Source organism: Paenibacillus barcinonensis, from assembly GCF_003217495.1.
Lineage (GTDB): Bacteria > Bacillota > Bacilli > Paenibacillales > Paenibacillaceae > Paenibacillus > Paenibacillus barcinonensis.
Genome location: NZ_QJSW01000009.1, coordinates 143,602 through 166,903, shown reverse-complemented (window position 1 = coordinate 166,903; position 23,302 = coordinate 143,602). Strand labels below are relative to the sequence as shown.

Here is a 23,302-nt window from a genome sequence, read left to right as displayed (position 1 = left end):
ATCGCTATATGACATAACTCCAATCCGAAGAATATCTGCTGAGAAATTGCCGCGTACGTTCCTGCTGCGGCCTGCTGAATACCTCCTCCGGAGCTCCTTCCTCTACAACACTGCCACCATCCATAAAAACAACCCGATTGGCCACTTCCCGGGCAAAGCCCATCTCATGCGTGACCACAATCATCGTAATGCCTTCCCGCGCAATGTTGCGGATCACAGCAAGCACCTCGCCAACAAGCTCGGGATCAAGTGCTGATGTTGGTTCATCAAACAGGATAACCTCGGGATTCAGCGCGAGTGCCCGGGCGATGCCAACACGCTGCTGTTGTCCGCCAGACAGCATGCTGGGATAAGCATTAATTTTATCGGACAAGCCCACTTGCTCCAGCACATGAAGCGCCCGGGTCCGGGCATCCGCTTTGGACCTTTTCTGGGCAATAATCAATCCCTCCGTTACATTCTCCAGCACCGTTTTGTGCTTGAACAGATTATAATGCTGGAACACCATCGCTGTTTTACGCCTCAATTGTACAATGTCATGCTTGCGTGCATGCTTGCAGTCCACCGTCAGCCCGCTGATCTGAACCTGCCCCTCATCGGCACGTTCCAGAAAATTCACACAGCGAAGCAATGTTGTTTTCCCTGATCCGCTGGGACCCAGAATAGCAACAACATCTCCCTGATCCACCGTCAGATCTATGCCTTTCAGCACCTCCTGCGGACCAAAGGACTTGTGAATGTTGGACAATGTAATCATGACACGCCTCCTTTATTATATACAGCCACTCTGCGTTCAAGCAGAGCTGTAATACGTTCAGCAATAACCGTGATCCCCCAATAGATGATGGCGGCAGCAATGAAGGCTTCCAGAAATTTCAGGCTTACGGAAGCAACGACGTCCGCTTTTCCCAGAATATCCATCTGTGACACAGTGAAAGCAAGCGTTGATCCATGCAGGAAGCCGACAAACATGCTGCACAGATTCGGTAGCACAGCGCCTATAGCCTGAGGAATGATAATCCGTCGCAGCGCCTGAAACGTGCTCATGCCTACTGCATGAGCAGCTTCCATCTGCCCCTGGTCCACGGCAAGAATGCCGGAACGGATAATTTCGGACAGGTAAGCTCCGGCTGTGAGCGAGAAAGCAATCAGGACAAAAACAAGAATTGGAATCGAGGACGATTGAAATGCCCAGCCGTATCGTTCAGCCAGCCGGTCGATGATCATGGGAATGCCGTAATAGATCAGGAACAGATGCATCAGCATCGGGGTTCCGCGTAGAAAGGAGACGTAAAACGCGGCGATTCGATGCACCCAGGGCACACGGTAGATGCGAATAAGCGCTGTTACCAGACCGATACCCAAACCTGCGATTAACGGTACAATCGTAATGACAAGCGTCAGCGGAAGCGCCTTTAAAATCTGGAAAAAAGAGGTGTAGATAAACTGCAGATCAATCGACATACGCTCACCCCGCTATTCGTTTCAGCCGTCCTGCGGCTCGAATTGCCTTGCCCGTGACTGCCTGTTTTCGTTCATGGCGCTGCAGTCTGCGCTCGGTCACGGCAAACCCTTTTTCAAGCAAGATCACAATGACATAATAAACAATCGACAGACTGATATACACTTCCAGTGCATGCGATGTCGCCGAGATCAGTGTCTGTCCTCTGCCCACCATATCCATAACACCGATGGAGAACGCGAGAGACGTATCCTTCAACGAACCGATGAATGTATTAGCCATATTGGGAAAAGCAACAACCAGCGCCTGCGGCACCACAATCCGCCGAAACGATTGAAATGCAGTCAAGCCCGCAGCATAAGCGGCTTCGGTCTGACCTTTATCCACACTGCGCACCGCCCCGCGAAAGATCTCGGCAAAGGATGCTGCATCACTGAAGGCATACGTCACGATGACAAACAACAGCGGGTCCGTTCGGGACAGGTCGATGCCCAGCGGCTTCAGCAGTTCCGGCAGACCGTAATAGACCAGAAACAGCTTGATCAGAATCGGTGTTCCCCGCATGAACGAAATATACAGGGTTGCGAGCTGACTCAGTACCGGAATCCGGTAGAGGCGAGGCACGGCAAGCAGCACACCGCCAAGCAGTCCAAGCACGATAGAGCCGCTGAGCACGATCAGTGTAATATGCAGATATCGCAGCAGTTCCGGAACAAAGTCCAGAACAAGTGACAGATCGAACGCTTTTCCCATGACCGCTTGCACACCTTTCTCTTGATCTAAAATTAGAGCTATTCCTCAACCGTATAGTCGGCTCCAAGCCATTCCGTGCTCAGTTTGGCAAGTGTGCCATCTTTCTTGATGGATTTGAGCGCTTCGTCGATTTTGGTTTTGAGCTCCTGTTCGTCTTTGTTGAGGATGAAATACACCTTGGAATTGGATAACGCATCCCCTACGGTTTTCAGCTGTGCATCCACCGCTTTGTTCTGATAATCAATCGCAAACGGTGTGCTGATGGTCGCATCCACACGGCCCGTTTTGATCTGCGTAATCGTATCCTCGCCAGCACCCGAATATACAATGTCGATCGCATTGCCATGAGCCGCATTCCATTTCTCGGCAAGCACCGCTGCATTGCTGGTTGCACCTACAATCAGCTTTTTGCCTTTTAGATCGTCAATGGAATGCACCGTATCGTTTTTCTCGCTTACCACCACTTTATTAGGGAAAATATTATAGGCTTCATCGTTAAACAGGAATTTGGCCTGTCTCTCTTCATTCACTTCCATCTGGTGGGCAATCAGATCAATTTTTTTCGTTTCAAGGCTCAGCAGCAAATTTTTAAAATCCATCGTACTGAACTCGAACTCATATTCCGGCAAGCGTTTGTCGATCTCGCGGATCAATTCCACATCGTACCCGGTTAAATTGCCCTTATCGTCAATAAAGCACACGTTTGGAAACTGCGTGCCCGTTCCTACAATGATTTTTTTCACCTGAGTGCCGCCTGCTGCAGACGCAGCTTCCGAATCTTTGCCAGCTGTACCTGAGCTGCAACCTGCGAGTACCGCCATAATTGTGATGAACAGCAATGCTGCTCGGACTTTCCGAATCCCCCATTTTTGTACCATACCCATTCTCCTCCACAGGCTGTAAATACAGCGAAAATATTGACTCTCTCCTGCCCGACCTTCCATTCAAAACAGATTGTATATTAACAACCATTCTTACTTGTATAGTCGGAATTAGGTTGAACACAGAATAGCACTGACCGTTCATTAAGAGCAATATGCCGGTTAATAGGACATTCCAATATGCTAATAGAACTTCTCTATGCTGCAAGCAAAAAAGCCACCTCCTCAGCATCAGGAGCATGGCTTTGTTCGTTCATATGAAGTTGTCTAAAACTTGATCATTTGGTGAAATGAATTCGTGTTTGATGGTGCCGTCTATCTACGGCTGGCCCATTTGATTTTACGTGCCACTTCCACCCGCTGCAACTGCAACACACCGATTCGCTCTTCAAACTTCTTGCGTTCATCTACCGAATGCGCGGCATGAATCTGATGACATAGACCTGTCAATTTACTGTTGATGTAATCGAATCTCATCCACAATTCCTCTTCAGGAGTATGTTGCTGCTCCGGTGCCGTTTGAAATATTTTGAGCTGCTGGATAAGGGACTGGCGCCATTCCTGATCTTGAATTTGGATGGCAAAATGCAAAAGATCCAGATAATCATCAATTTGCAACGATATGTCGCAATCAGGTTTAGTGTTCATCGTCGTCTCTCCTTATTTCAATGCTTGGCTGGAATCAGTTACCTCCTATTTTACAGGAACAAGCCCCATGAAAGCGAGTACCGAACAGCAGAAATTTGGAAAAAAATTTGTTTTTTTTCCGCGAAAAGGGCTTTACTTTTCCAATATGATCATTTTCATTGCTCCCGAGGACATATGTCAGGTGGTTCATAATAAAAACCCGCTAATTGAGAATCGTTCTCCAAGCGGGTTACAGGTAAATCTAATTATGATGTTTTGCTATCTTGCGGTTGTCTTGTCATCAGTAACATTAGAAATGAAATGATGATAATCGAAATGGTCCAGGCCCAGGCCATCGTCTGATTCCCTGAATCCACAGCAACATATATCGCTGTCGGTACGGTCTGTGTTTTGCCTGGAATGTTACCCGCAATCATCAAGGTTGCACCGAATTCACCCAAGGCGCGAGCAAAGCCCAAAATAAAGGCTGTCATCAAGGCTCTGCCTGCAAGTGGCAACGTAATGTAACGGAACACCTGCCATTCATTTGCCCCGATGGAGCGCCCGGCATCTTCCAGATCCCGATCAACCCCGTTAAAGCCCGACTTCATCGTCTGATATACGAGCGGAAAAGCCACTACTATCGAAGCAATGACAGCGGCCCACCAGGAAAAAATGACAGGAGCCGAGAAGATCGCTTCAATCCAGCGACCGAGCAGACTTCTACGGCCCAGCAGAACGAGGAGCAGGAAACCAACCACCGTTGGAGGCAGAACAAGCGGCAGCATGAGCAGAGTCTCCAGAAACACTTTACCGCGAGATGAGGATCGGGACATCTTCCAGGCAACAGCTACTCCAATCAATAAAGCTACAATACTTGATAGCAGCGCCACCTGCAGGGATAAGCGCACTGGGGGCCAGAACACGGACCAGTCGATTGCACCCATATTCATTGCGGGATCGAGAATCCGTATTTAGCGAAAATGTCCAGCACCTCGGGTGTCTGCAGGTAAGCATAGAATTGCTCGGCCTCTGTACGGTGTTTCGTACCTTCAATAATGCCTAGCGGGTAATTAGCGGGGGTATAGCTGCTTTTGTCAACTTCAAATGCGATTTTCACCTGCTTGGAGGTCAGTGCATCGGTTTTGTACACAAAGCCTGCATCCGCATTGCCTGTTTCAACATATTGCAGCACCTGTCTGACGTCTTTACCCTGCACAAGCTTCTTTTCAAGCTGATCCCACAGCTTCGCATTCGTTAGAGCTTCTTTTGCATACATTCCAGCGGGTACACTTTCCGGGATGCCAATCGCTACCGTTTTGATGGCATCACTTGCCAGGTCCTTTTCACTGGTCACTGTACTTGTCCCGTCTGCAGGCACAATGGCTACCAGTGAGTTTTGCAGCAGATTTCTCTGGTCAGTGGATGCAATTAGCTGTTCATCGACCAATGCCTTCATATTTTTAGCCGAAGCCGATACAAAAATATCTGCTGGTGCCCCCTGTTCGATCTGCTGCTGTAATGCACCCGAAGCCCCAAAGTTAAAATTCAGACTGATGTTGGGATGTGCCTGCTCATAGCCGGTTTTGATCTCTGTCATTGCATCGGTCAGGCTAGCTGCCGCTGAAATCGTTAGCTCTACTTTTTCCTGCGGCTCTGCTGCTGATGATGATGTGCTCTCGCTTGATGCCGCTGGTGTAGAAGCTGACGCTTGATTCGCAGCAGACGACGCATCTGGCTTCTCTGTGGCTGAGCTTCCGTTGTTCCCGCAGCCAGCCAGCATAAGTGCCAACACAAGTGATACACTTCCAAGTATGGTTCCGATTTTTTTATTCATTACTTCTCCCCCAATATTATGTTTAGATATAACTAGTTATATTTAATTATAACTAATTATACACAAGACGAATAAAATGGGAAGGCGAGCGCTTGTACATTTTTTTGAAGAGATCCAGGAACGGTGTAGTTACATCATGCGCAGGTTTATGAATGCCTTTAAATAATGGTATAGTACAAGAAACGTCTGCTTCCGCAGCATCGGATCAGTAACAATCGCTGTAGAAAAGATTTTGACTACAACATCTTCTATTGTAATCGCAATCAATACAATGGACGAAACGCCAAAGTTATGTGGCCTTATATTATAAAGGGAGGTTCTTCATTCATGTCGGAGGAGCAATCCTACACAACCGAAGAAATTGCCAAGCTGCTTAAAATATCAAAACTAACCGTCTATGACCTGATCAAAAAGGGAGACCTTGTCGCCTACCGGGTAGGTAAACAAATGCGCATTGATGCCACAGATCTGGAAGCCTACAAACGCCGCTCCAAGCAGCTCCAGTCTCCAGCGCATCAGTCTGCTGGCACCGGCGTGGCGGTGGAGAAGCATGCCGCTGCGCCACCTGGGGTACATAAACAAAATTCAGGGTCGAATACGCTGGCTGGTCAGGGAGAAGTGCAGCATTCAGCAACACCTGTGACTGCGGCGGCATCGACATCACAAGGTGCTTCATATTCATATGCAAACGCTCCTGCAGGTTTCGGACGGAACAGTGCTAGTGCAGCACGCCATCTGGTCATTACGGGTCAGGATGTCAGCCTGGATATTCTGATGCGGCATATCGAAAAACAATCCCGAGACATCCGTCCGTTGCGCTCCTTTATGGGCAGTCTCGATGGTCTGATCTCCATGTACCGTGGAGAGTCGGATCTGGTCAGCACGCACCTGCTGGATGGAGATACTGGAGAGTACAATTTACCGTATATCCGCAAAATTTTAACAGGCTGGTCCTATATCGTTGTAAATCTGCTCACCCGCCCTGCCGGCCTGTACGTCCCGCGAGGTAATCCTCACCAGTTAAATGACTGGACAGATTTCAAACAGCCGGGGCTCCGCCTCGCCAATCGTGAAAAGGGGTCGGGAGCCCGGGTGCTGCTGGATGAGCAGCTACGGCTGAACGGAATTTCATCTTCCCGGCTGCTCGGGTATGATATGGAGGAAACAAGCCATATGGGCGTCGCAGCCAAAGTCAGCTCCGGCGAAGCCGATGTTGGCGTCGGCATTGAAAAAGCCGCCCGTCTTGTGGGACAGGTCGATTTTATCCCGCTCGTTCAAGAGCGCTACGACCTGGTTATGCTGCGAAAACAGGGCAACGAGGCCTGGATCGAGTCTGTGCTCCGTATCCTGCAATCTCCAGAGTTCCAGCAGGAATTGCGAGCCTTCGAAGGATACGATGTATCCCGTACGGGCGAGATTATATACGAGGCATAGCGATGAATAAGCTCAAGTAACGTTTGAAGGTGTGTGTGAAGTGGAAGTGGCGACCTTTCATCATCGTGTTACTCTACCCCACCATCTGCTGGCACCACTTCTCTCCTTCTTCATACCTGTTTCAGCTTCTAACACCTTTGGAGCTCTGTATGTATATGTATGCGCCGACTTCCGCGGCATAACAAAAAGAGGACCCATATCGTTGTTCACAAATACGGTCCTCATCGAATCAAAATGTGTGATTTTCCAGTCATCTCCGTTCCTTGACCAGACGCACCCATATTATGTTTTCAGTCACGCTCACGCCAGAATACCCCGGACTCATCCCTCTCCACCTGCTCCAGCACATCTTCAAAATCGGGACACGGCACAATGACCTCCACAGGACTCCAGCTTGAGTAATCATCACTGGCGTATACCTTCCACTGGTCACCTTCCCAGTAGAAACGCGCAATCGGCATCCGCTCCCACTGATACCGCTGTCCTCTTGGGCGCTCTTCGGTAAGAATCAGCTCATTTTCCTTCAGCTCGTACGTTAGCTTCACCATCGTACGCAGCTGTGCCGGTACTTTCTCATGCACATAACCATTCATCAGAGATTCAATCCGCCGCTGTGTAAACACATCCAACATGGAAGATCCGCCCCCTTATCGAAAAAATGGAACCCGCTCAGCTTACCAGCTGGATTTAGTCACACCCGGGATCTGGCCTTGATGAGCCAGCTCACGGAATTTGATCCGGGATACTTTGAATTTGCGCAAATATCCGCGCGGGCGGCCTGTCACTTCACAGCGATTTTTCAATCTCGTTGGTGAAGAGTTACGGGGCAGCTTCTGCAATGCCTCATAATCTCCCTTTTCCTTGAGCTCCCGGCGCAGCTCCGCATACTTTGCCACAATGGCCTGACGCTGCTTTTCACGTACAACCTTTGATTTTTTAGCCAACTTCTCCAGCTCCTCTATCGTTTAATTTGTCATCTTTCAATCAATGTATCCCTATCACTTCAACCGTTCCGGGCAAATTTACTGTCTGCGTCCAGCGTGGTCGTGCATTACATTGCTTCTACAGGCCACGGCAGCGGATTCTCAAAATGTCCCCAATCCGCCAGCATCTCCTCATCGCTGAGCAGACATTGATCCAGTTCATCCTCGATGATGGAACGCTCCATATCAATGCCGATCATCACCAGCTCCGTTTGGCGATCGCCCCACTGAGCGTCCCATTTGGCAAGCACATCCGGCTCGGTCCGCAAAATTTCTTCTTTATCGGCTTCCGGCAGTGCAGCAACCCAATGCCCCGCAGGTCCGAATTGAATGGATGGCCCTGCCTGGCTCAGACTGGCAGCCACATCTCCTTCTGCGGCAAGCCACACCAGGCCTTTGGCACGAACAACCTCTTCCGGCCAATAACTCATGAACTCAGCCAGACGGGAAGGATGGAATGGCTTTCTGCGTCGGTACACAAACGACCCAATACCGTATTCCTCGGTCTCTGGCGTATGAGATTCCTTCTCAAGCTCCTGTATCCAGCCAGCCGACATGCTCACCTTCTCAAAATCAAACCGGCCTGTGTTCAAAATTTCCACCGGATTCACCTGTCCGTTGACCGTGCGAATAATCTTCGCACTCGGCTGCAGCTTACGGATAATGCCCTCCAGCTTCAGCAATTCTGCCTCTTCCACCAGATCACATTTGTTCAGCAGCAGCACATCACAGGTTTCAATCTGGTCAATGAGCAGGTCCACAACATCACGGGTATCTTCCTCCCCGGTCGCCTGATTCCGATCCAGCAGGCTCTGTCCAGAAGCATAGTCATGCCAGAACCGATTGGCGTCAACAACCGTGACGAGACAATCCAGCTTCGCCAGACGAGTCAGATCAATGCCCGTTTCTTCATCGGCATATGTAAACGTCTGTGCCACCGGAACAGGTTCACTGATGCCCGTCGATTCAATCAGGATGTAGTCGTACTTGCCCTCGTTCACCAGCTTCTCAATCTCCTGCATCAGATCATCCCGCAGCGTGCAGCAGATACAGCCGTTGGACATCTCCACCAGCTTCTCCTCTGTACGCGAGAGCGTTGCCTCACCTTTTACCATCGCCGCGTCAATGTTGACCTCACTCATGTCGTTTACAATCACAGCGACCTTCAACCCTTGCCGATTGTGCAGCACATGATTCAGAACCGTTGTTTTACCTGATCCAAGGTAACCGCTAAGAACGGTCACCGGTATTTGCTTTTGTGTCATAAAAAGTCGACTCCTTATAGATACAGTTCATCTGATTGATGAGCTTTAATAGTAATATTTACGATTAACAACAATGAATATAATCCTGTTTGACGCCATTGTCAAATCTTTTTTCATTCCAGCCACACAAAAAAATGTAAAAAGGCTTACGATTTCTCCCCGCATATTCGCATACACCGTATGCTTTCGCAGAGATTCATCATAAGCCTGTTCCAGCTATTTCATATTCATTTTTTTGATGGATATGTTCAGCGTGTTCATTCCACTTCTCCAGTGCACTCCCCTCTCCTGCCCAGCTCATCTCTACTGAATTGGACTTGTGCCCGGCCTGCCCTGCATCTGTTGTCTGCCAAGTATAATCACAATCAAGGCTGCAACAGAGAGCAGCGTACAGACATGAAACATGACCGAATACGAGCTGATCTGCACCACAACGCCCATCGCCAGCCCGCCCAAGGAGAAGCCAAGATCATAGGAGGACATGAAAATGCCCATGAGTACATACCTCGAATCGGCAGGCAACACAAAGGACAGATACGTCGTCAAGGTCGGATACAGCAGCGCCAGTGCAAAACCGCTAAATACCGCAGCCACGTACACCACCGGCCCGATACTGCCCATAAGACTAAGCAGCAGCGTTCCCAGCGCAGCGCTGAGCATCAGACCTGCCATAAGCCATGTATTCCAGCTGCCGTCCGACGGAATTTTTTTACGCAAAAGAAAACGGCACAGGATCACAACGAGACCCTGAATCGTCAGAAAAAGGCCCGCACTCGCTGCACCTGTCGATACCATATAAAGCGGGAGAAAGGTCGCTGTCGCGCCGAATACACAGGAGGCAAACAGCATGACCACACTGCTGACAAGCAGCGGTGTACTGCGCCAGATGCCGCTGAATGAACGCAGCATATCCCCCAGCGTATACGTTTTGTTCTGCACCGTGCTCTGCGGTAAATCCACCTTGTATCCCATCAGCAAGGGCAGTATAGCAAGGCCCATCAGCAGCAGCGTAAACGCCAGTTCACTGGCATTTTGCCAGATCTGCACGGCCAGAATCGGAATGATCAGCGAAGGCACCATCGTAAACAGGGTGTACATCGACAGCCCTTGTGCCCGGTCCTTGTCCTCCAGCCTCTCCACAATGCCCGCCTGCATCGTCATCGAGAAAAACGCTGTCGCTACTCCTTGCAGCGCACGCAGCCATAGGTACATGTCCGCATCGGACACGATAAACAGCAGCAGTGTGCCGGCATGCAAAATCAGCAGCCACCGCATCACGCGAAGCGGTCCGTGCTTGCCCAGCAGCTGAGCCGCAAACGGCCGCAGCAGCATGCAGGTAAACATGTAGCTGCCCATCATCAGACCGATTTCGGCCTGATTAAACCCGGCTGCCTCACTTCGCAAGGGCAAAATAATCGTCAGCGCCGCATTCGCAGCAAAAAATAAAAAAGCCAGTATATAAAATCCGATAAACGAAAAGGATACCGGATTTAGTTTGCTACTGGTTGTCGTTGTTACCAAAACCTTCAATATTGCATACCTGCCTTCTCTATCACTTACCTGCTATCTGCATACCTGTAGTCCTGACTCCTCGATCACATCCCTGCACTCGGGCAGTCAGCTCAGGAATTCACAGCAGGCGTGGTCCGCCGTTCATAGGCAAAAAACATCATCACCGCTCCTAGAATAGCACAGATCATGTACATAAATGAATAGGAGGAGATATCCGCGATTGGTCCCATGATCACACCACCCAGAGAGATGCCCAGATCCGCTGTTGCGATAAACAAACCCATCAATACGTTCCGGTTCAGCTTAGGCAGAACAAAGGACAGATACGTGGTTAACGTCGGGTACAGAATGGCCTGGGCAATGCCCATCAGAACAGCACCAACATAGAAAAAGATCATGCCTCCCGTCACCGAGAAGCTGACGCACTGCGCTGCAACCGCAAGCAGCAGCATCGTGGCCATCATAAACGGCGAGTGCCACCGACCATCCGAAGGGATGCGTTTGCGAAGGACAATTCGTGCCAGCACCACCGTGCCCGCCTGTAGCATAAGATATACGCCCGCATTGCCACCCTTGATCTGCCCCGCATATAGCGGGATGAATGTAGTGATCGCGCCAAAAACAACCGAAGCGCTCAGCATCAGCAGACTGGAGCGAAATAACAGCGGGTTTCTCACCAGTTGTGCGAAGGATTGCCACATGCCCAGTTGCTGCGCAGATGTATCTTCCGGCTGTAGCTGCTCCTTGTTTTTTTCCATCTTGGCCGTGTACCCGAATATGCCCGTACAGACAGCAATCCCGATCAGCACCACTGTAAAATAGTCCATGCCTCCCGTCTGCCACAGAGCCAGTGCCAGCACCGGGCCCACAATACCGGGAATATAACTAAATAACGAATAATACGAAATGCCCTGCGAGCGGTCCTTCTCCGGCAGTGCATCAATGATCCCCATCTGCAGCGCCATGGAAAAAAAGGCCGTTGATACCCCTTGCATCATACGTGCAACCAGATAACCGCCAAGTCCCGTAAATGTATATAAAATCAAGGCCAACCCGTTAATGATCAGAATAATCCGCAAAATTTTAATCGGCCCGTGCTTCTGAATCATTTTGCCCGCCCAAGGTCTGAAAAACATCGTGGTGAACATATACGCACCCATAATGACACCAATGGTCGTACTGTTTGCACCGAGAAATGCCCCCTGTAGCGGAATAATGACATTCAGAATGGCATTCGCACTGAAGTACAGAAGCACCAGAATGTACAAACGCAAAAAAGGCCAGGACATCGCGCCATTCACAACAATTACTCCCCCTCCACGCAACACAGTCATTTCCGCGTCCAAGTTATCTTGCACGGCTATAGCGAGATTAGATGCTTTAATAATTTTCGTGCATAGTCAGACTGGACATGCTTCAGCTGTTCAACCGCAATCGTCTCCTCCACCCGTCCCTCTCTGAAAAAAACAAGCCTGTCGCAGATATAGGCTGCCGCCTGAATGTCATGCGTAATAAAGACATAGCTCATCTTGTAGAGGCTCTTCAGCGATTTCAGCAATTGCAGCACCTGGATCTGAACCGACACGTCCAGCGAGCTGACCGCTTCATCCAGCACAATGCACTTCGGCTCCGTCGAGATGGCTCTTGCAATGCAGACTCGCTGTGCCTCCCCGCCTGACAGCTCATGAGCATACTTGAGCCGATACGAAGGGTCCAGCCCCACCTGGGCAAGCAGCATATCTACTTTCGCCGTTGCCGTCATCTGCGGACGTTGTGCGGATTCGTGATTTCCTTGCTCCAGCTTGTGTCGCTCTTTCACCAACTTCTGCTGTCCCACCAGCCCCGTCTTCTGTTGTGCCTTCATCGGCTCCATGATGGCATCCTGCACCGTGAGAAACGGATTCATGGAAGACGTATAGTTTTGAAAAACGGCACTGATTCGGCCTATCCGAGCCCGGCGGTCCATCACGTCCTTGCCCTCGAATCGAATGGTTCCCCGATCCGGCCTTTCCAGTCCGAGCATGAGACGACCCAGCGTCGATTTGCCGCTGCCACTCTCCCCGATAATGCCCAGGCATTCACCTTGCCGGCATTCCAGCGTCACCTTTTTCAACACCTGCTGCCGCTGCTTCGAGAACATGCCGCCTTGTACGTATGATTTGTCAACCTGCTCTACCGTCAGCATTTACGATCCCTCCTGCATGATGGCTTTGAAATGGTCGCTTAGCTCCTGCCGGGTAGAAACAAGATAACGGGTGTACGCATGTGCCGGCTCCTGCAATACAGACTGCATGCTGCCCTGCTCGACAACGCTGCCGTCCTTCATCACCATCACATCATCCGCAATTTTCCGAACCACGCCAAGATCATGCGAGATAAAAATCATAGAGCAGCCTATGCGTTCCCGCAGCTGTATCAATTGCTCCAGCACCTCATATTGGGAGATCGTGTCCAGCGCCGTCGTTGGTTCATCCGCAATGATCAGCTCCGGCTCCAGCACAAGGGCGAGGGCAATCATCATGCGCTGCAGCATGCCTCCAGACAGCTGATGCGGGTATTGGTTCAGAATGTGCATCGGGTTTTTGAGCATCACCCGTTCCATCGCTTGAACCATTTTGCGCTCCAACTCACGAGTGTTCCAGTTATAGTGTGTCTGCAAGGTTTCACGGATGTGGACTCCGAGCACACAGGATGGATCAAATGCGCTCATGCCATGCTGCATAATCATAGAGAGATGCCTGCCTCTTCGGCGCCGCATCTCCTGTTCCGGGAGCAGCTGAAGGTCTTCGCCCTGAAAGAGCATCATTCCCGACTGACGCATATTAGGCTTGTTCAAGCGCATCAGTGCCCGGCAAGTGACCGACTTGCCGCTGCCGCTTTCCCCGACAATGGCAAGGCAGCTTCCCTGCCGGACTTCAAATGAGCTATCATGGATAATCGTGCGCTCTGTCCGCGTATCCCACACCTTGAGATGTTTAACCTCGACTATATTCATAGACAGCCTTTCTCACCTCTCTTCCATGAGACGGGTCCGACTTCCCCTGTGAAGTCATTAATTTCGGATCAAGTGCCATCTGAAGTGCATCCGACCAAAAATTAAAAGCCGATACAACTACAACGATGGCCAGTCCCGGCGCCAGCATCAATTCAGGTCGGGAGAACATGACTTCCCTTGCTTCATTCAGCATCATGCCCCATTCGGCGTGGGGAGCCTGAATGCCCAGTCCCAGAAACGACAGCCCCGATACCTGCAGCATCATCGAACACATGGCACTGCTGGAGATGACCGCGATATCTGCAAAAGTCACCGGAACGATATGCCTTGTAATAATCCGCAGATTGGAGATGCCTGAGGCTTTGGCGAATTTCACGTACTCCATCTCCGAGAATTGCATCACGGATGTACGAATGACACGCGCAAACCAGGCCCATTTCATACATACAAACGCGATCAGAATATTTTCCAGCCCTGCCCCCAAAATACCTACAACCGCGAGTGTCATAACGTACCCGGGAAACGATAGCATAATGTCACAGATTCGCATCAGCCACGCATCCACCTTGCCCTTGAAGTAACCCGCGGCAAAGCCGGCAACTGCGCCCACCAGCACCGAAATTCCTAGCGCAGCCAGCACCCACAGCACACTCGGACGAATGCCATAGATCAGCCTGGATAACACACATCGGCCCAGATGATCATTACCTAACAGATACGACCAGGATGGCGAGGCATAGCGAAGCTTCATATTAACCACGCCAGGATCATGAGGAGCAACAAGTGGGGCAAATACACCTAGAGCAAGAGTCAAAACGATAATGGCAAGCGAGGTTACAGCGAGCTTGTCACGGCTCAGATTTTTGAACAGTCGCATCGCATCAGAATTCCTTTCTCAAACGAGGATTCAGCGCGGCATTGATCATATCGGAGAACATGTTGAACAATACAAACGTTACCGCCAAAATAAGCACATACGCCTGAATGATCGGGAAATCCCGGCTCAGGATTGCTTTTACACTTAACCGGCCGAGGCCGGGCCATGCAAATACATTTTCGATGACCACCGTGCTGCCCAGTATAATCGGGATCGCCATGCAGAAGATCGACACCGCCACCTGCAGGGAGTTCCGCAAGATATGCATCATGACCTTCCTCTCACTCAGACCGCTTGCACGAGCATAGAGCACATAATCTTCGTTCATATTGCTCAGCATCGCGCTGCGAACAGATCGGAAATAAATGCCCGTATAACTCAACGTGATCACCAGCACAGGCAGAATATAGCTGCGATAGGAGTCCATGCCGCTGGTTGGCAGCAGATCCAGCTTCACGGAAAAATACCAGATCAGGAGCGCCGCAAGCCAGTAGGAAGGCATCGCTGTCAGGAAAAAGGAAACCCCTCGAACAGAGCGATCCAGCAGTTTCCCTTCTTTCAATGCACTAATAACACCAAGCAGTACAGAGAACAGAATGATAAAAACAGAGGATACCAAGGTCAGCTTTAACGTATTCAGCAAAGCCGGCCCGATCAAAGACCACACCGACTCGCCAGATACATACGAATGTCCAAAATCAAACTGCACCACAGCCTTCATCCAGTTCAGATATCGAACGAGGAAGGGCTGGTTAAAGCCCAGTGCTTCGTTCGTTTGAGCAATCAGCTCATCGGTAATCTGCGGCACATCCTGTGCCTGCAGCACCACCACAGCCGGGTCAAGAGGAGACAGGTTGATCAGCAGAAAGGTAATCAAGGAAATGATGATCAGCATTGGGATGGTTAACAGCAACCGTCTCGCGATGTAGCTTCCCATGGCCCTCTCCCCTCTACTCGAATTTCATCTTTTCAAAAGGTAGCTCATACTGTGTCTGCTTAAAGCTGATGTCCTGCAGATTTTTCGGAGCAACAATCGTCACACGCCCATGGGTGAGCGGAATAAAGACGGCTTCATCATGCACAATTCTCAGAATATCGGCATACAGTGCCTTTCTGGCTTGCTCATCCGTTGAGCTCATCACCTCGTCGATTTTTCGGTACAGCTCATCTGCTTCCGCAATACCACTCGTTGTATGCTTGTACGAGGAATCTGATGTAAACGCAGCAATGGTGCTCTGTGGATCGTAGGCCAGTCCCCAGGTCTGATTAAACAACAGATCATATTCCCCGGTCGCTCTTCTATTGGCGATGGAAGAAGACTCCTCCCCTACCAGGTCCAGCTGCATGCCGATTTCCTTCATCTCATACTGGATCAGCTCTGCCTGCGTTTTTTGCGAGGAGGAGTTGCTGTCATAATACAGCTTCATCGCCAGTGGCTTGCCCTCTTTCTCCCGTACCGCCTTGCCTTCAGCCAGCTTCCAGCCGTCCTGCTCCAGCAGCTGTTTCGCGGCTTCCGGGTCATACGCTCTGATCTTCAGGTCCACATCGGCATAGTTCACATTGGATGAGAAGAGAGCATCTGCTACCGTTTGTGTGCCGTTAAAAATATCCTTGCTGATCGTCTCGCGATCAATGCCCGTCCATAACGCCTCGCGCACTGCCTTATCATGCACCGGACTATCCAGCTTGCTGCTGTTGGCTACAATCATGGCTGTGTTCATCGCATCACTTCGCACCACCTGATATTTGCCGGACTCGGCAAGCTGGTCCATCGCTGTTACATCAATGCTGTCTGCTCCGCGGTCATCGGTGAAAACAAAGTTGATCTCACCCTTTTGCAGTGCCAAATAAGTCGTTTCGCCAGCCGGAAGCACTTTGGCCGTAATTTTTTTGATTGAAGGCGCCCCGCCCCAATAGTCCTCATTGGCCTCAAACGTAGCGTTCTCCTCAACCTTATGCCCGGTCAGCTTGTACGGTCCTGTTCCATGGAATCCGTTCACTCCGTCTTTGGTGCCACCATCTTTGAAATCCTTAGGCGAGATGAACACATATGGTCTGGTCATGGACAATTCCACCAGTGTCGGATAGTAGGTATCCGATAACACCAGTTGCAGCGTATATTCATCTAATACCTTGATATCCTTGATCTTGGTGGAAAGCTTGATCCAGGAATGCTTCTCGGCATTGGCCTGAACGGCTTCTATATTTTGTTTGACCGCCTCGGCGTTAAATGGCTCGCCGTCATGGAACTTCACATTTTTTCGCAGATGAAAGGTATAGGTTTTGCCATCCTCCGAGATATCCCATGACTCAGCCAGTAGCGGCTTGATGCCGTCCTTGGTGTTCTCCACCAGCGACTCGTAAACCATTCCTTGCGCAGGCATGGAGCCTGGGTAGAGATGTGGATTCATATCATTGATATCTTTGGCAGAGGCGTAGATGATTTCATTACTCGTCTGGCTGACTGCAGCTGCTGCCGGAGCTGCCGGGGCCTTCTCCTCCGTAGCAGTCTGGGCACAGCCCGAGATGATCGCAATAACGGCAACCAATGAAACGATACGTGTAAAAGCACTACTTTTTCTCACAACATTTCCCCCTGATGAGCAAGTTACATTCAAAATTTACACCACACCGCTTCGTGGTCAGAACAACCTTCCGATCGCCGTTATCCCCAGATTTCAGGAAGCTATTGCCAAGGGTAAATCCGGGGATACATGCGCGCACTTCGTTTCTTCAGGTTTTTTCTGCCCTCTCCGTTTCGGTGTAAAACGAAATTCAACTTGCATTTTTTATATCAAATCAATCCTTGCTGTCAGTTAAAGCACTGTAGATCATACGGATATCCTGTTGAAATGACTGGATTACAAACGCTGTCGATAAACGCTGATCCGGGTGTGCACGGGCCGTTTCCTGCAGCTTTGCTTCATATGTGGCGATAAAATGGTCAATCGTAGGGCAGCTGACCTGCACATGTCTTGCAATGCCCTGAATGATCTTGATGCGGTAATAATCCTCCTTCGGCATTCTTGGAACGTCGAGCTCGCCCTCACGATTCGTGAAGATATGGCGAAATGGCACAGCCGAGAAGTCAAAATAGGTTCCGGCAGCATCCGGCTCCGAGAATGGATCAATCAACAACGAGGCGTAACGTATGTATAATAAAAACTCCTGATGAATCGCCTGCAATTGATCAAATTTCTCGATATCATCGCGTGATAAACTCTCTAATCGAACCGGATAATTGTCATCCGTCATAAACTGCAGCAGATTGATTCCCGGAACATGGAGTCTGTCCGTAATCTGCGTAATTTCCTGCCAATGTGCCCGCATGTTGCGAATTAACGCAGGTGTAATCGGGCCCTCGGGATAAAGCTTGTAAACATATTTAGGCACGCCCTGCTGACCGAAGATAGCTTCCAGCGAAAAAGAATTCATAAACAACGGTGGGTGCACATATAACGAAATATTTCGCGTTTCCGCCTCCAGTGGTGAGGACATCACACCAAGTGAGATATGGAGACGCTCGAATAACTCGCTTAATTGATGTACATATGCTGAATCGGGCACTGTTGAGCCAATGTATACCTTCCTTTTGACCCCTGTAGTGATCACCTGATTCGACGGATGCTCATGCCTCCAGCGGGTATCCCCCAGATACGTGGAGAAGCTGATGATCTCTGGCTCCGCCCTCCGCTCCTGCAAATACTGGTTTACCAGCAGACTGGAGCCAAAGGTCGGTGAAACTAAAATGACGTATTTCAGCTGTTGTATGAAGGTATCATCCATTCGCTGTAGCACATCGATATAAGCATCGGTTGTGACAGCCAAAATCAGCGTATGCCACTCGCCTGCAATGGTGTCGTACCCCCGGAACACCTGATCCACAATGCACTCTCCCGCCAAGGCACGATGCTTTTCATTTTGTATTGTCACTTGAAGCTGCTGCCGGTGCACTTCCAATGCTGTATAGAAGGCTGCTGACCGCACGGATTCCCTGCCCGCCAGACCAACATAACAATCCAGGTGATTTTTAAACATCACAGCCAGCTGAATGGATGCAGGACCGGTGCCGCATAACAGAACTCGTTGAACGCCGCTCATCGCTCTTCCCTACCTCCCTTTCCATAATCAACAAACTCCAAAGTGTACATAGTCGAGTCTGACGAGTCTTGATTCGGAAATGATCAATCATCGAGCCTGCCTTTTACACGCTCTTCTGATATAACGCGATATCGAACACATCATGTGGCCGCAAAATGTTGTCTGCTAGCCTCCATTTGCGGTTATCCGTCTCCCTCATCGGGTAGTTGAACAACGATTTGAGCTGATTGCCATAGCGCATCGCCACAACCACCTGCTCATTCGTCAAGGCGTATAATTGATCGAGCAGATCATATTTATTCGCTACCGTTGAGCTGAAAATAATATGAGTGGCTTCGCGGGTATACGCCAGATCCTCCAGCAACCGCTGTTCCAGACGAATGTTCAGCCCGGCTCCAAGCGTCCCGACAACCTTGCGTCCAAGCGTAATTGCTTCTGCATCAATGTCAATGCCGACTACCTGTGCACCCGTTCGCCTTGCAATCAGCAGAGGTGTCATCGGAAATGAACCGGAGCCGACGAGCAGCACCTTCGAGTCAGGCGTCACCTGAAAGCTGCCAAACTCTTTGTCAATGCATTCTTCGATATTTCTAAAATAATCCGCGATCTGCACTTCTCCATCCTGTAGCTTCAATGCCCGATACTTCTCCATAATCGCTACACACCGGGCTGATTGATCTCTAAGTTTCTGGATAAGCGGTTCAAGCTCCTCCAGCTCTGATGGTCTTAACATATCCCAAGCGACCCGGTGATCCGCATCAGTCACAAAACGGGAATAATCATTAATAACTGCCTCCAGCTCGGAGCTGTGCTCCAGCGTCTGGTCATACCTGACCGCAAGATCGCTAAACTGTGTTGCAAATGCAGTAAGTCTGGTCTCGAAATGGATTAACGTAATCAATGGTCTCCTCCTCCTGCACCCCGTTATCATCACACCGTACTGCCATATAAAAGGCTTCACTCCGATACATCGAATGCTTGATTCCGATACATGTGGAACTTCGTTCAAATACTGGTCTGGCGTTGGCTCCGCTCCAGCGGCACATCAATAAAGGCTGTGCCGTGAGCTACGATTCTGACATTGCCCTCAATCGTTATCGCCTTCCTGCCGGTTTCGTGCCACTGGGCAGTCACCTTGATTGTGCCCCCAGGCTGCCGGATCAGCTGCGTAACCTCACCCTGTGCAAGCCAGGCCAGATAAGCGCCTACCGATGCTGTGCCTGACCCGCAGCCTCTCTCCCAGATCAGACTGTCCAGTTGCGGAACATAGATCAGCGGAGCCATCTCTTCCGTAGCAGGACGGTATAACAGAATACCAATCATTTTGTCCCCCATCGTAAGACCAAGCAGCCTCGCCAGATGCTGCGCCCGCCGCCTCATCGTGTCATCGAAATCCTGAACTTCGATCACAATATGAATAAATTCCGCGTAGCGAACCACGACCAACTCCAGCTCCAAGCCTTCAAACGTAATCACCTTGCGCTCAATCTGCTCGGGAACAGGCATCGTAACCCGGCAATCATACTGGTTCTCCCGCTTCTTCACATGACAGTGAATCAGGCTCTCTGTGCCTGAAACATCCAGCTTGACGTTCATGGAACTCTGCTGCTCCAGCCCCTTCTCATAGGCAACATGGGCAGCCAGTGCCATACATGCATTACCGCAGAATTCTCCTCCAGCCATCTCCAGACGGGCGGCGGCTTCCTGTCTGCGCGGCTGCTCAATGAATCCGACCTGCTCAGCATAGACATGATCATAAGACATCAGGCTCGAGGCAATGTCGCTGTAATGCTCAGCAGCATGATTCGTTTTGACCAGAATAGTCATGTTTTGCGTCGGACTACATTTGATAAAATCAATCTCATGTTTCATCGCAGCGGCTACTCCTGTTCTTATGATATCGAATTGAAGTGCTCCGGTTGCTTATTCCCTCGCTCCTTAATAGTAATATTTACGATTAAACAAAGAAGAATATAGCATATGAATTAGGGGTCGTCAACAAATTTTTCCATGTAAATCACAAGTTCTGCTGATCTGTAAAATATCGTTAATGTGCACAATTGGCTGCATTGTTGGATAAGCAAACAGAAATAGAGCTGACGCATGGCGCCAGCTCTGGAGCGGATGGTACGGAGAGAAGGATTGGTCAGATACAGCTGTATCCGTTCCAATAAAAACTCGAATATCCTTGCATTCTGAACAGCAATTCTAACCCTGCAAACGATGGAGAGCCTGCTCAGCCAGTGCTGCCAGCAACTGCGCGCCTAGTGGCAGCGCCTGTTCCTGAACATCAAAGCTTGGGTGATGCCATTCATGCGGACCAGATGTACCGAGGAAGAGGAACAGACCGGGCACTTCTTTTTGATAAAAAGAAAAGTCCTCCCCTGCCGGAGACGGAAGCGGTCTGACGCTATGCAAGCCAAGCCGCTGTGTAATCTGCACAGCCTCCAATGCGAGTGACTCATCATTGACCACGGCGGGTGGTCCCTGAATCCAGCGAACGGTTGCACGGGTGCCATAGGCAGCCGCCACACCGGATACAACCTGATTGAAGCGTTCACGGATCAGCGCCCGTACCTTCTCGTCAAAGGTTCGCACTGTGCCATCGAGCACCGCTTCCTCCGGGATGACGTTCCAGGCCGTGCCGCTGTGAATTTTGGTCACGCTGATTACAGCACTCTCCTGTGCGCTCACATTGCGACTGACAATAGCCTGTAGCGCGGTGACGATGTGTGCAGCGACCACAATGGGATCAATACCTGCCTCAGGCACTGCCGCATGGGTACCCACACCTTCGACTTTAACAACGAAACCGTCTGCCGCGGCCATCAGAGCGCCCTCACGAATGCCTACCGTGCCAACTCGCAGATCCGGTTTGTTATGCAAACCAAATATAGCCTGCACATCACTGAGTGCCCCGCTCTGAATGACCTGCCGCGCTCCTGTTGCCTTCTCCTCCGAAGGCTGGAAGATGAAGCGAACTCGCCCCGGCAGACTGGCTTCACGCTGTTTCAGCAATCGCGCCGCTCCAATGAGAATGGCCGTGTGGGCATCATGTCCACAGGCATGCATACGCCCCTCGATCTGTGAAGCAAACTCAAGCCCGGTCTGCTCCTGAATCGGCAAAGCGTCGATGTCCGCCCGCAGTGCAACGACAGGCCCTTCCGTCTGTCCTACTTCTGCGATAAGCCCGGTGCGCAATGTGTACTCATCGGCAAGCCGAACCCCTTCCTTCTCCAGCCAATCACGAATGGCTGCGGTCGTTGCCTTTTCCTCACCTGACAGCTCCGGGTGACGATGCAGATACCGCCGAATCGCGGTCAGATCTTGCGCAAAAGTCTCATCTGGCTCTGCATGCTGTGCCTCTAGCTGCTCAAGCTTGTGTTCAGACTGCTCCAGCTCACTTCTCATCTCGTGCCCTCCTTTCAGCTCTCAGCTTATCCGATGGCCGCTTCAGCCTTCTCTTGCTCATTTTCGCTTCCTAGTACAAAATGATAATTCCCTTGCTCCGCCAGCAGCTCATGCAGCAATTCAAAGGAACGAATGCGCTTGGAGAAATCGCGCGTCGCTGTTGTCACAATCATCTCTTCGATTGCAAATTCCTGTTGCAGCTCCAGCAGAGCCTGACCTGCTGTGGCTTTGGTACCGCGAATCACACTTGGTTCGAGCATTTCAACACGGTAGGCTTCATTCGACTGCCTTCCGAATTCTTCAGCCTGCTCCACTGAACCAACCGTCAGCACCTTGCCGCTCTCCAGATGAATCTTCACCAGCTTATGCTCACTCGCCAGTTCTTCTGCTTCTTCCTCGCTTTCGGCAACGATTAGAGAAATAGCCAGCGCAGCGTAAGGCTCCAGTCCACGGGAGCGATCAAAGCGCTCGCGATATACACGCACCGCCTCCAGAGCAATCTCCGTATTGCTGTTAATGAATAACGAAAAAACGTAAGGCAGCCCCAGCTCAGCGGCCATGTTAGCACTGTCCACACTGGCACCAAGCACGTACAGCTCAGCCGGATTCGCGGATACAGGGGAAGCGCTAAGACCTGCGAGTGGATGCGTTGCATCGGCAAGCGGCTCGTTATGAATATATCGCTTCACTTGAACGATTTTTTCCTGTAGTGATGCTGACTCCTGAATGCCCTGCTGCAATGCCTGTGTTGAACGTGGCAGCCCTCCGGGCGCACGGCCGATACCCAGATCAATTCGTCCCGGTCCCAGCGCTGCCAGTACGTTGAAATTCTCAGCGACCTTGTACGGGCTGTAATGCTGTAACATCACACCTCCTGACCCCAGTCGAATGCGCTCGGTGTGTGCCAATAAATGCGAAATAAGCACCTCCGGGGATGAACCTGCCACATGCTGTCCATCATGATGCTCCGATACCCAGAACCGATAGAAACCGAGCTGCTCTGCCCGCCGGGCCAGCTCAATCGTATGCCGAAAAGCATCCACCGGCGTTTCCCCCTCATAGATCGGGGTCTGATCCAAAATGCCGACACGAATACTCATATTGCTTCCTCCTTCATATGCAGCAACCTGCTTAATCAATCCACTCCAGCTACAGCTACAGCTA

General features: G+C 50.5%; 23 protein-coding genes. 1 reads left to right on the top strand and 22 read right to left on the bottom strand.

Annotated elements, in window-relative coordinates:
• Nucleotides 1-4 precede the first annotated feature (4 nt).
• The 7 genes from DFQ00_RS15785 to modA form a co-directional block, all read right to left on the bottom strand.
• Nucleotides 5-757: an amino acid ABC transporter ATP-binding protein gene (locus DFQ00_RS15785; RefSeq protein WP_110897440.1), complete on the bottom strand. Its 753-nt coding sequence runs from the start codon at nt 755-757 to the stop codon at nt 5-7.
• Nucleotides 754-1,464 (bottom strand): amino acid ABC transporter permease, encoded by a 711-nt coding sequence (locus tag DFQ00_RS15780; RefSeq protein ID WP_110897439.1) that lies wholly within the window; start codon nt 1,462-1,464, stop codon nt 754-756. Before DFQ00_RS15780 ends, DFQ00_RS15785 begins: the two co-directional genes overlap by 4 nt.
• Nucleotides 1,465-1,468: 4 nt before the next feature.
• Nucleotides 1,469-2,215: an amino acid ABC transporter permease gene (locus tag DFQ00_RS15775; RefSeq protein WP_110897438.1), complete on the bottom strand. Its 747-nt coding sequence runs from the start codon at nt 2,213-2,215 to the stop codon at nt 1,469-1,471.
• 38 nt (nt 2,216-2,253) lie between these two features.
• Nucleotides 2,254-3,093, bottom strand: coding sequence for a transporter substrate-binding domain-containing protein (locus DFQ00_RS15770; protein ID WP_110897437.1), 840 nt, complete (start codon nt 3,091-3,093; stop codon nt 2,254-2,256).
• Nucleotides 3,094-3,411: 318 nt separating this feature from the next.
• Nucleotides 3,412-3,744 (bottom strand): hypothetical protein, encoded by a 333-nt coding sequence (locus DFQ00_RS15765; protein ID WP_110897436.1) that lies wholly within the window; start codon nt 3,742-3,744, stop codon nt 3,412-3,414.
• A gap of 245 nt (nt 3,745-3,989) precedes the next feature.
• Nucleotides 3,990-4,676, bottom strand: a complete 687-nt coding sequence (modB, locus tag DFQ00_RS15760; protein ID WP_174812156.1) for a molybdate ABC transporter permease subunit — start codon at nt 4,674-4,676, stop codon at nt 3,990-3,992.
• Entirely contained in the window at nt 4,673-5,560 is an 888-nt protein-coding gene (gene modA, locus DFQ00_RS15755; protein ID WP_244213862.1) for a molybdate ABC transporter substrate-binding protein, read from the bottom strand. The genes modB and modA overlap by 4 nt, the downstream gene beginning before the upstream one ends.
• A gap of 327 nt (nt 5,561-5,887) precedes the next feature.
• Between modA and DFQ00_RS15750 the strand changes: the two genes are divergently transcribed.
• A complete protein-coding gene (locus tag DFQ00_RS15750; RefSeq protein ID WP_110897435.1) occupies nt 5,888-6,994 on the top strand; it encodes a substrate-binding domain-containing protein in 1,107 nt (368 codons plus the stop codon).
• 290 nt (nt 6,995-7,284) lie between these two features.
• Here the strand turns inward: DFQ00_RS15750 and DFQ00_RS15745 are convergent, their stop codons facing one another.
• The 15 genes from DFQ00_RS15745 to DFQ00_RS15675 all read right to left on the bottom strand — a co-directional run bounded on the left by DFQ00_RS15745 (nt 7,285) and on the right by DFQ00_RS15675 (nt 23,238).
• The gene (locus DFQ00_RS15745) at nt 7,285-7,626 is read right to left on the bottom strand and encodes a DUF3024 domain-containing protein (protein ID WP_110897434.1); all 342 of its coding nucleotides are present in this window, start codon (nt 7,624-7,626) and stop codon (nt 7,285-7,287) included.
• Nucleotides 7,627-7,668: 42 nt separating this feature from the next.
• Nucleotides 7,669-7,938, bottom strand: coding sequence for a 30S ribosomal protein S14 (gene rpsN, locus DFQ00_RS15740; RefSeq protein ID WP_110897433.1), 270 nt, complete (start codon nt 7,936-7,938; stop codon nt 7,669-7,671).
• 107 nt (nt 7,939-8,045) lie between these two features.
• Nucleotides 8,046-9,242, bottom strand: a complete 1,197-nt coding sequence (locus tag DFQ00_RS15735) for a GTP-binding protein (RefSeq protein ID WP_110897432.1) — start codon at nt 9,240-9,242, stop codon at nt 8,046-8,048.
• Between the two features lie 303 nt (nt 9,243-9,545).
• The gene (cntE, locus tag DFQ00_RS15730) at nt 9,546-10,772 is read right to left on the bottom strand and encodes a staphylopine family metallophore export MFS transporter CntE (protein WP_244213861.1); all 1,227 of its coding nucleotides are present in this window, start codon (nt 10,770-10,772) and stop codon (nt 9,546-9,548) included.
• A gap of 92 nt (nt 10,773-10,864) precedes the next feature.
• Nucleotides 10,865-12,055, bottom strand: coding sequence for a staphylopine family metallophore export MFS transporter CntE (gene cntE, locus DFQ00_RS15725; RefSeq protein ID WP_110897431.1), 1,191 nt, complete (start codon nt 12,053-12,055; stop codon nt 10,865-10,867).
• A 59-nt stretch (nt 12,056-12,114) separates the two neighbouring features.
• Nucleotides 12,115-12,939 carry an ABC transporter ATP-binding protein gene (locus DFQ00_RS15720; RefSeq protein ID WP_110897430.1) on the bottom strand — a complete coding sequence of 275 codons (825 nt, stop codon included), beginning with the start codon at nt 12,937-12,939 and terminating at the stop codon, nt 12,115-12,117.
• Nucleotides 12,940-13,749, bottom strand: coding sequence for a staphylopine uptake ABC transporter ATP-binding protein CntD (gene cntD / locus DFQ00_RS15715; RefSeq protein ID WP_110897429.1), 810 nt, complete (start codon nt 13,747-13,749; stop codon nt 12,940-12,942).
• The gene (gene cntC / locus DFQ00_RS15710; RefSeq protein WP_110897428.1) at nt 13,730-14,626 is read right to left on the bottom strand and encodes a staphylopine uptake ABC transporter permease subunit CntC; all 897 of its coding nucleotides are present in this window, start codon (nt 14,624-14,626) and stop codon (nt 13,730-13,732) included. The genes cntD and cntC overlap by 20 nt, the downstream gene beginning before the upstream one ends.
• A 4-nt stretch (nt 14,627-14,630) precedes the next feature.
• On the bottom strand, nt 14,631-15,563 hold the full coding sequence (opp1B, locus tag DFQ00_RS15705) for a nickel/cobalt ABC transporter permease (RefSeq protein ID WP_110897427.1): 933 nt from the start codon (nt 15,561-15,563) through the stop codon (nt 14,631-14,633).
• A gap of 13 nt (nt 15,564-15,576) precedes the next feature.
• Entirely contained in the window at nt 15,577-17,211 is a 1,635-nt protein-coding gene (gene cntA / locus DFQ00_RS15700) for a staphylopine-dependent metal ABC transporter substrate-binding lipoprotein (RefSeq protein WP_244213860.1), read from the bottom strand.
• Between the two features lie 214 nt (nt 17,212-17,425).
• Entirely contained in the window at nt 17,426-18,727 is a 1,302-nt protein-coding gene (locus DFQ00_RS15695; RefSeq protein ID WP_110897426.1) for an opine metallophore biosynthesis dehydrogenase, read from the bottom strand.
• A 103-nt stretch (nt 18,728-18,830) separates the two neighbouring features.
• A complete protein-coding gene (locus DFQ00_RS15690; RefSeq protein WP_174812157.1) occupies nt 18,831-19,628 on the bottom strand; it encodes a methyltransferase domain-containing protein in 798 nt (265 codons plus the stop codon).
• 104 nt (nt 19,629-19,732) lie between these two features.
• Nucleotides 19,733-20,599: a histidine racemase CntK family protein gene (locus tag DFQ00_RS15685; RefSeq protein WP_110897425.1), complete on the bottom strand. Its 867-nt coding sequence runs from the start codon at nt 20,597-20,599 to the stop codon at nt 19,733-19,735.
• Nucleotides 20,600-20,935: 336 nt separating this feature from the next.
• On the bottom strand, nt 20,936-22,138 hold the full coding sequence (locus DFQ00_RS15680; protein ID WP_110897424.1) for an amidohydrolase: 1,203 nt from the start codon (nt 22,136-22,138) through the stop codon (nt 20,936-20,938).
• A 26-nt stretch (nt 22,139-22,164) separates the two neighbouring features.
• Complete coding sequence (locus tag DFQ00_RS15675) at nt 22,165-23,238, bottom strand: LLM class flavin-dependent oxidoreductase (protein WP_110897423.1); 1,074 nt, start codon at nt 23,236-23,238, stop codon at nt 22,165-22,167.
• Nucleotides 23,239-23,302: the final 64 nt, after the last annotated feature.

What these genes read in the sequence shown, in the direction of transcription:
- DFQ00_RS15745 (WP_110897434.1), bottom strand. Translation starts at nt 7,626, where the DNA reads ATGTTGGATGTGTTTACACAGCGGCGGATTGAATCTCTGATGAATGGT.
- DFQ00_RS15720 (WP_110897430.1), bottom strand. Translation starts at nt 12,939, where the DNA reads ATGCTGACGGTAGAGCAGGTTGACAAATCATACGTACAAGGCGGCATG.
- DFQ00_RS15735 (WP_110897432.1), bottom strand. Translation starts at nt 9,242, where the DNA reads ATGACACAAAAGCAAATACCGGTGACCGTTCTTAGCGGTTACCTTGGA.
- cntD (WP_110897429.1), bottom strand. Translation starts at nt 13,749, where the DNA reads ATGAATATAGTCGAGGTTAAACATCTCAAGGTGTGGGATACGCGGACA.
- DFQ00_RS15695 (WP_110897426.1), bottom strand. Translation starts at nt 18,727, where the DNA reads ATGAGCGGCGTTCAACGAGTTCTGTTATGCGGCACCGGTCCTGCATCC.
- cntC (WP_110897428.1), bottom strand. Translation starts at nt 14,626, where the DNA reads ATGCGACTGTTCAAAAATCTGAGCCGTGACAAGCTCGCTGTAACCTCG.
- modB (WP_174812156.1), bottom strand. Translation starts at nt 4,676, where the DNA reads ATGAATATGGGTGCAATCGACTGGTCCGTGTTCTGGCCCCCAGTGCGC.
- modA (WP_244213862.1), bottom strand. Translation starts at nt 5,560, where the DNA reads ATGAATAAAAAAATCGGAACCATACTTGGAAGTGTATCACTTGTGTTG.
- DFQ00_RS15765 (WP_110897436.1), bottom strand. Translation starts at nt 3,744, where the DNA reads ATGAACACTAAACCTGATTGCGACATATCGTTGCAAATTGATGATTAT.
- DFQ00_RS15780 (WP_110897439.1), bottom strand. Translation starts at nt 1,464, where the DNA reads ATGTCGATTGATCTGCAGTTTATCTACACCTCTTTTTTCCAGATTTTA.
- DFQ00_RS15675 (WP_110897423.1), bottom strand. Translation starts at nt 23,238, where the DNA reads ATGAGTATTCGTGTCGGCATTTTGGATCAGACCCCGATCTATGAGGGG.
- DFQ00_RS15680 (WP_110897424.1), bottom strand. Translation starts at nt 22,138, where the DNA reads ATGAGAAGTGAGCTGGAGCAGTCTGAACACAAGCTTGAGCAGCTAGAG.
- DFQ00_RS15775 (WP_110897438.1), bottom strand. Translation starts at nt 2,215, where the DNA reads ATGGGAAAAGCGTTCGATCTGTCACTTGTTCTGGACTTTGTTCCGGAA.
- DFQ00_RS15770 (WP_110897437.1), bottom strand. Translation starts at nt 3,093, where the DNA reads ATGGTACAAAAATGGGGGATTCGGAAAGTCCGAGCAGCATTGCTGTTC.
- DFQ00_RS15785 (WP_110897440.1), bottom strand. Translation starts at nt 757, where the DNA reads ATGATTACATTGTCCAACATTCACAAGTCCTTTGGTCCGCAGGAGGTG.
- DFQ00_RS15685 (WP_110897425.1), bottom strand. Translation starts at nt 20,599, where the DNA reads ATGAAACATGAGATTGATTTTATCAAATGTAGTCCGACGCAAAACATG.
- opp1B (WP_110897427.1), bottom strand. Translation starts at nt 15,563, where the DNA reads ATGGGAAGCTACATCGCGAGACGGTTGCTGTTAACCATCCCAATGCTG.
- DFQ00_RS15750 (WP_110897435.1), top strand. Translation starts at nt 5,888, where the DNA reads ATGTCGGAGGAGCAATCCTACACAACCGAAGAAATTGCCAAGCTGCTT.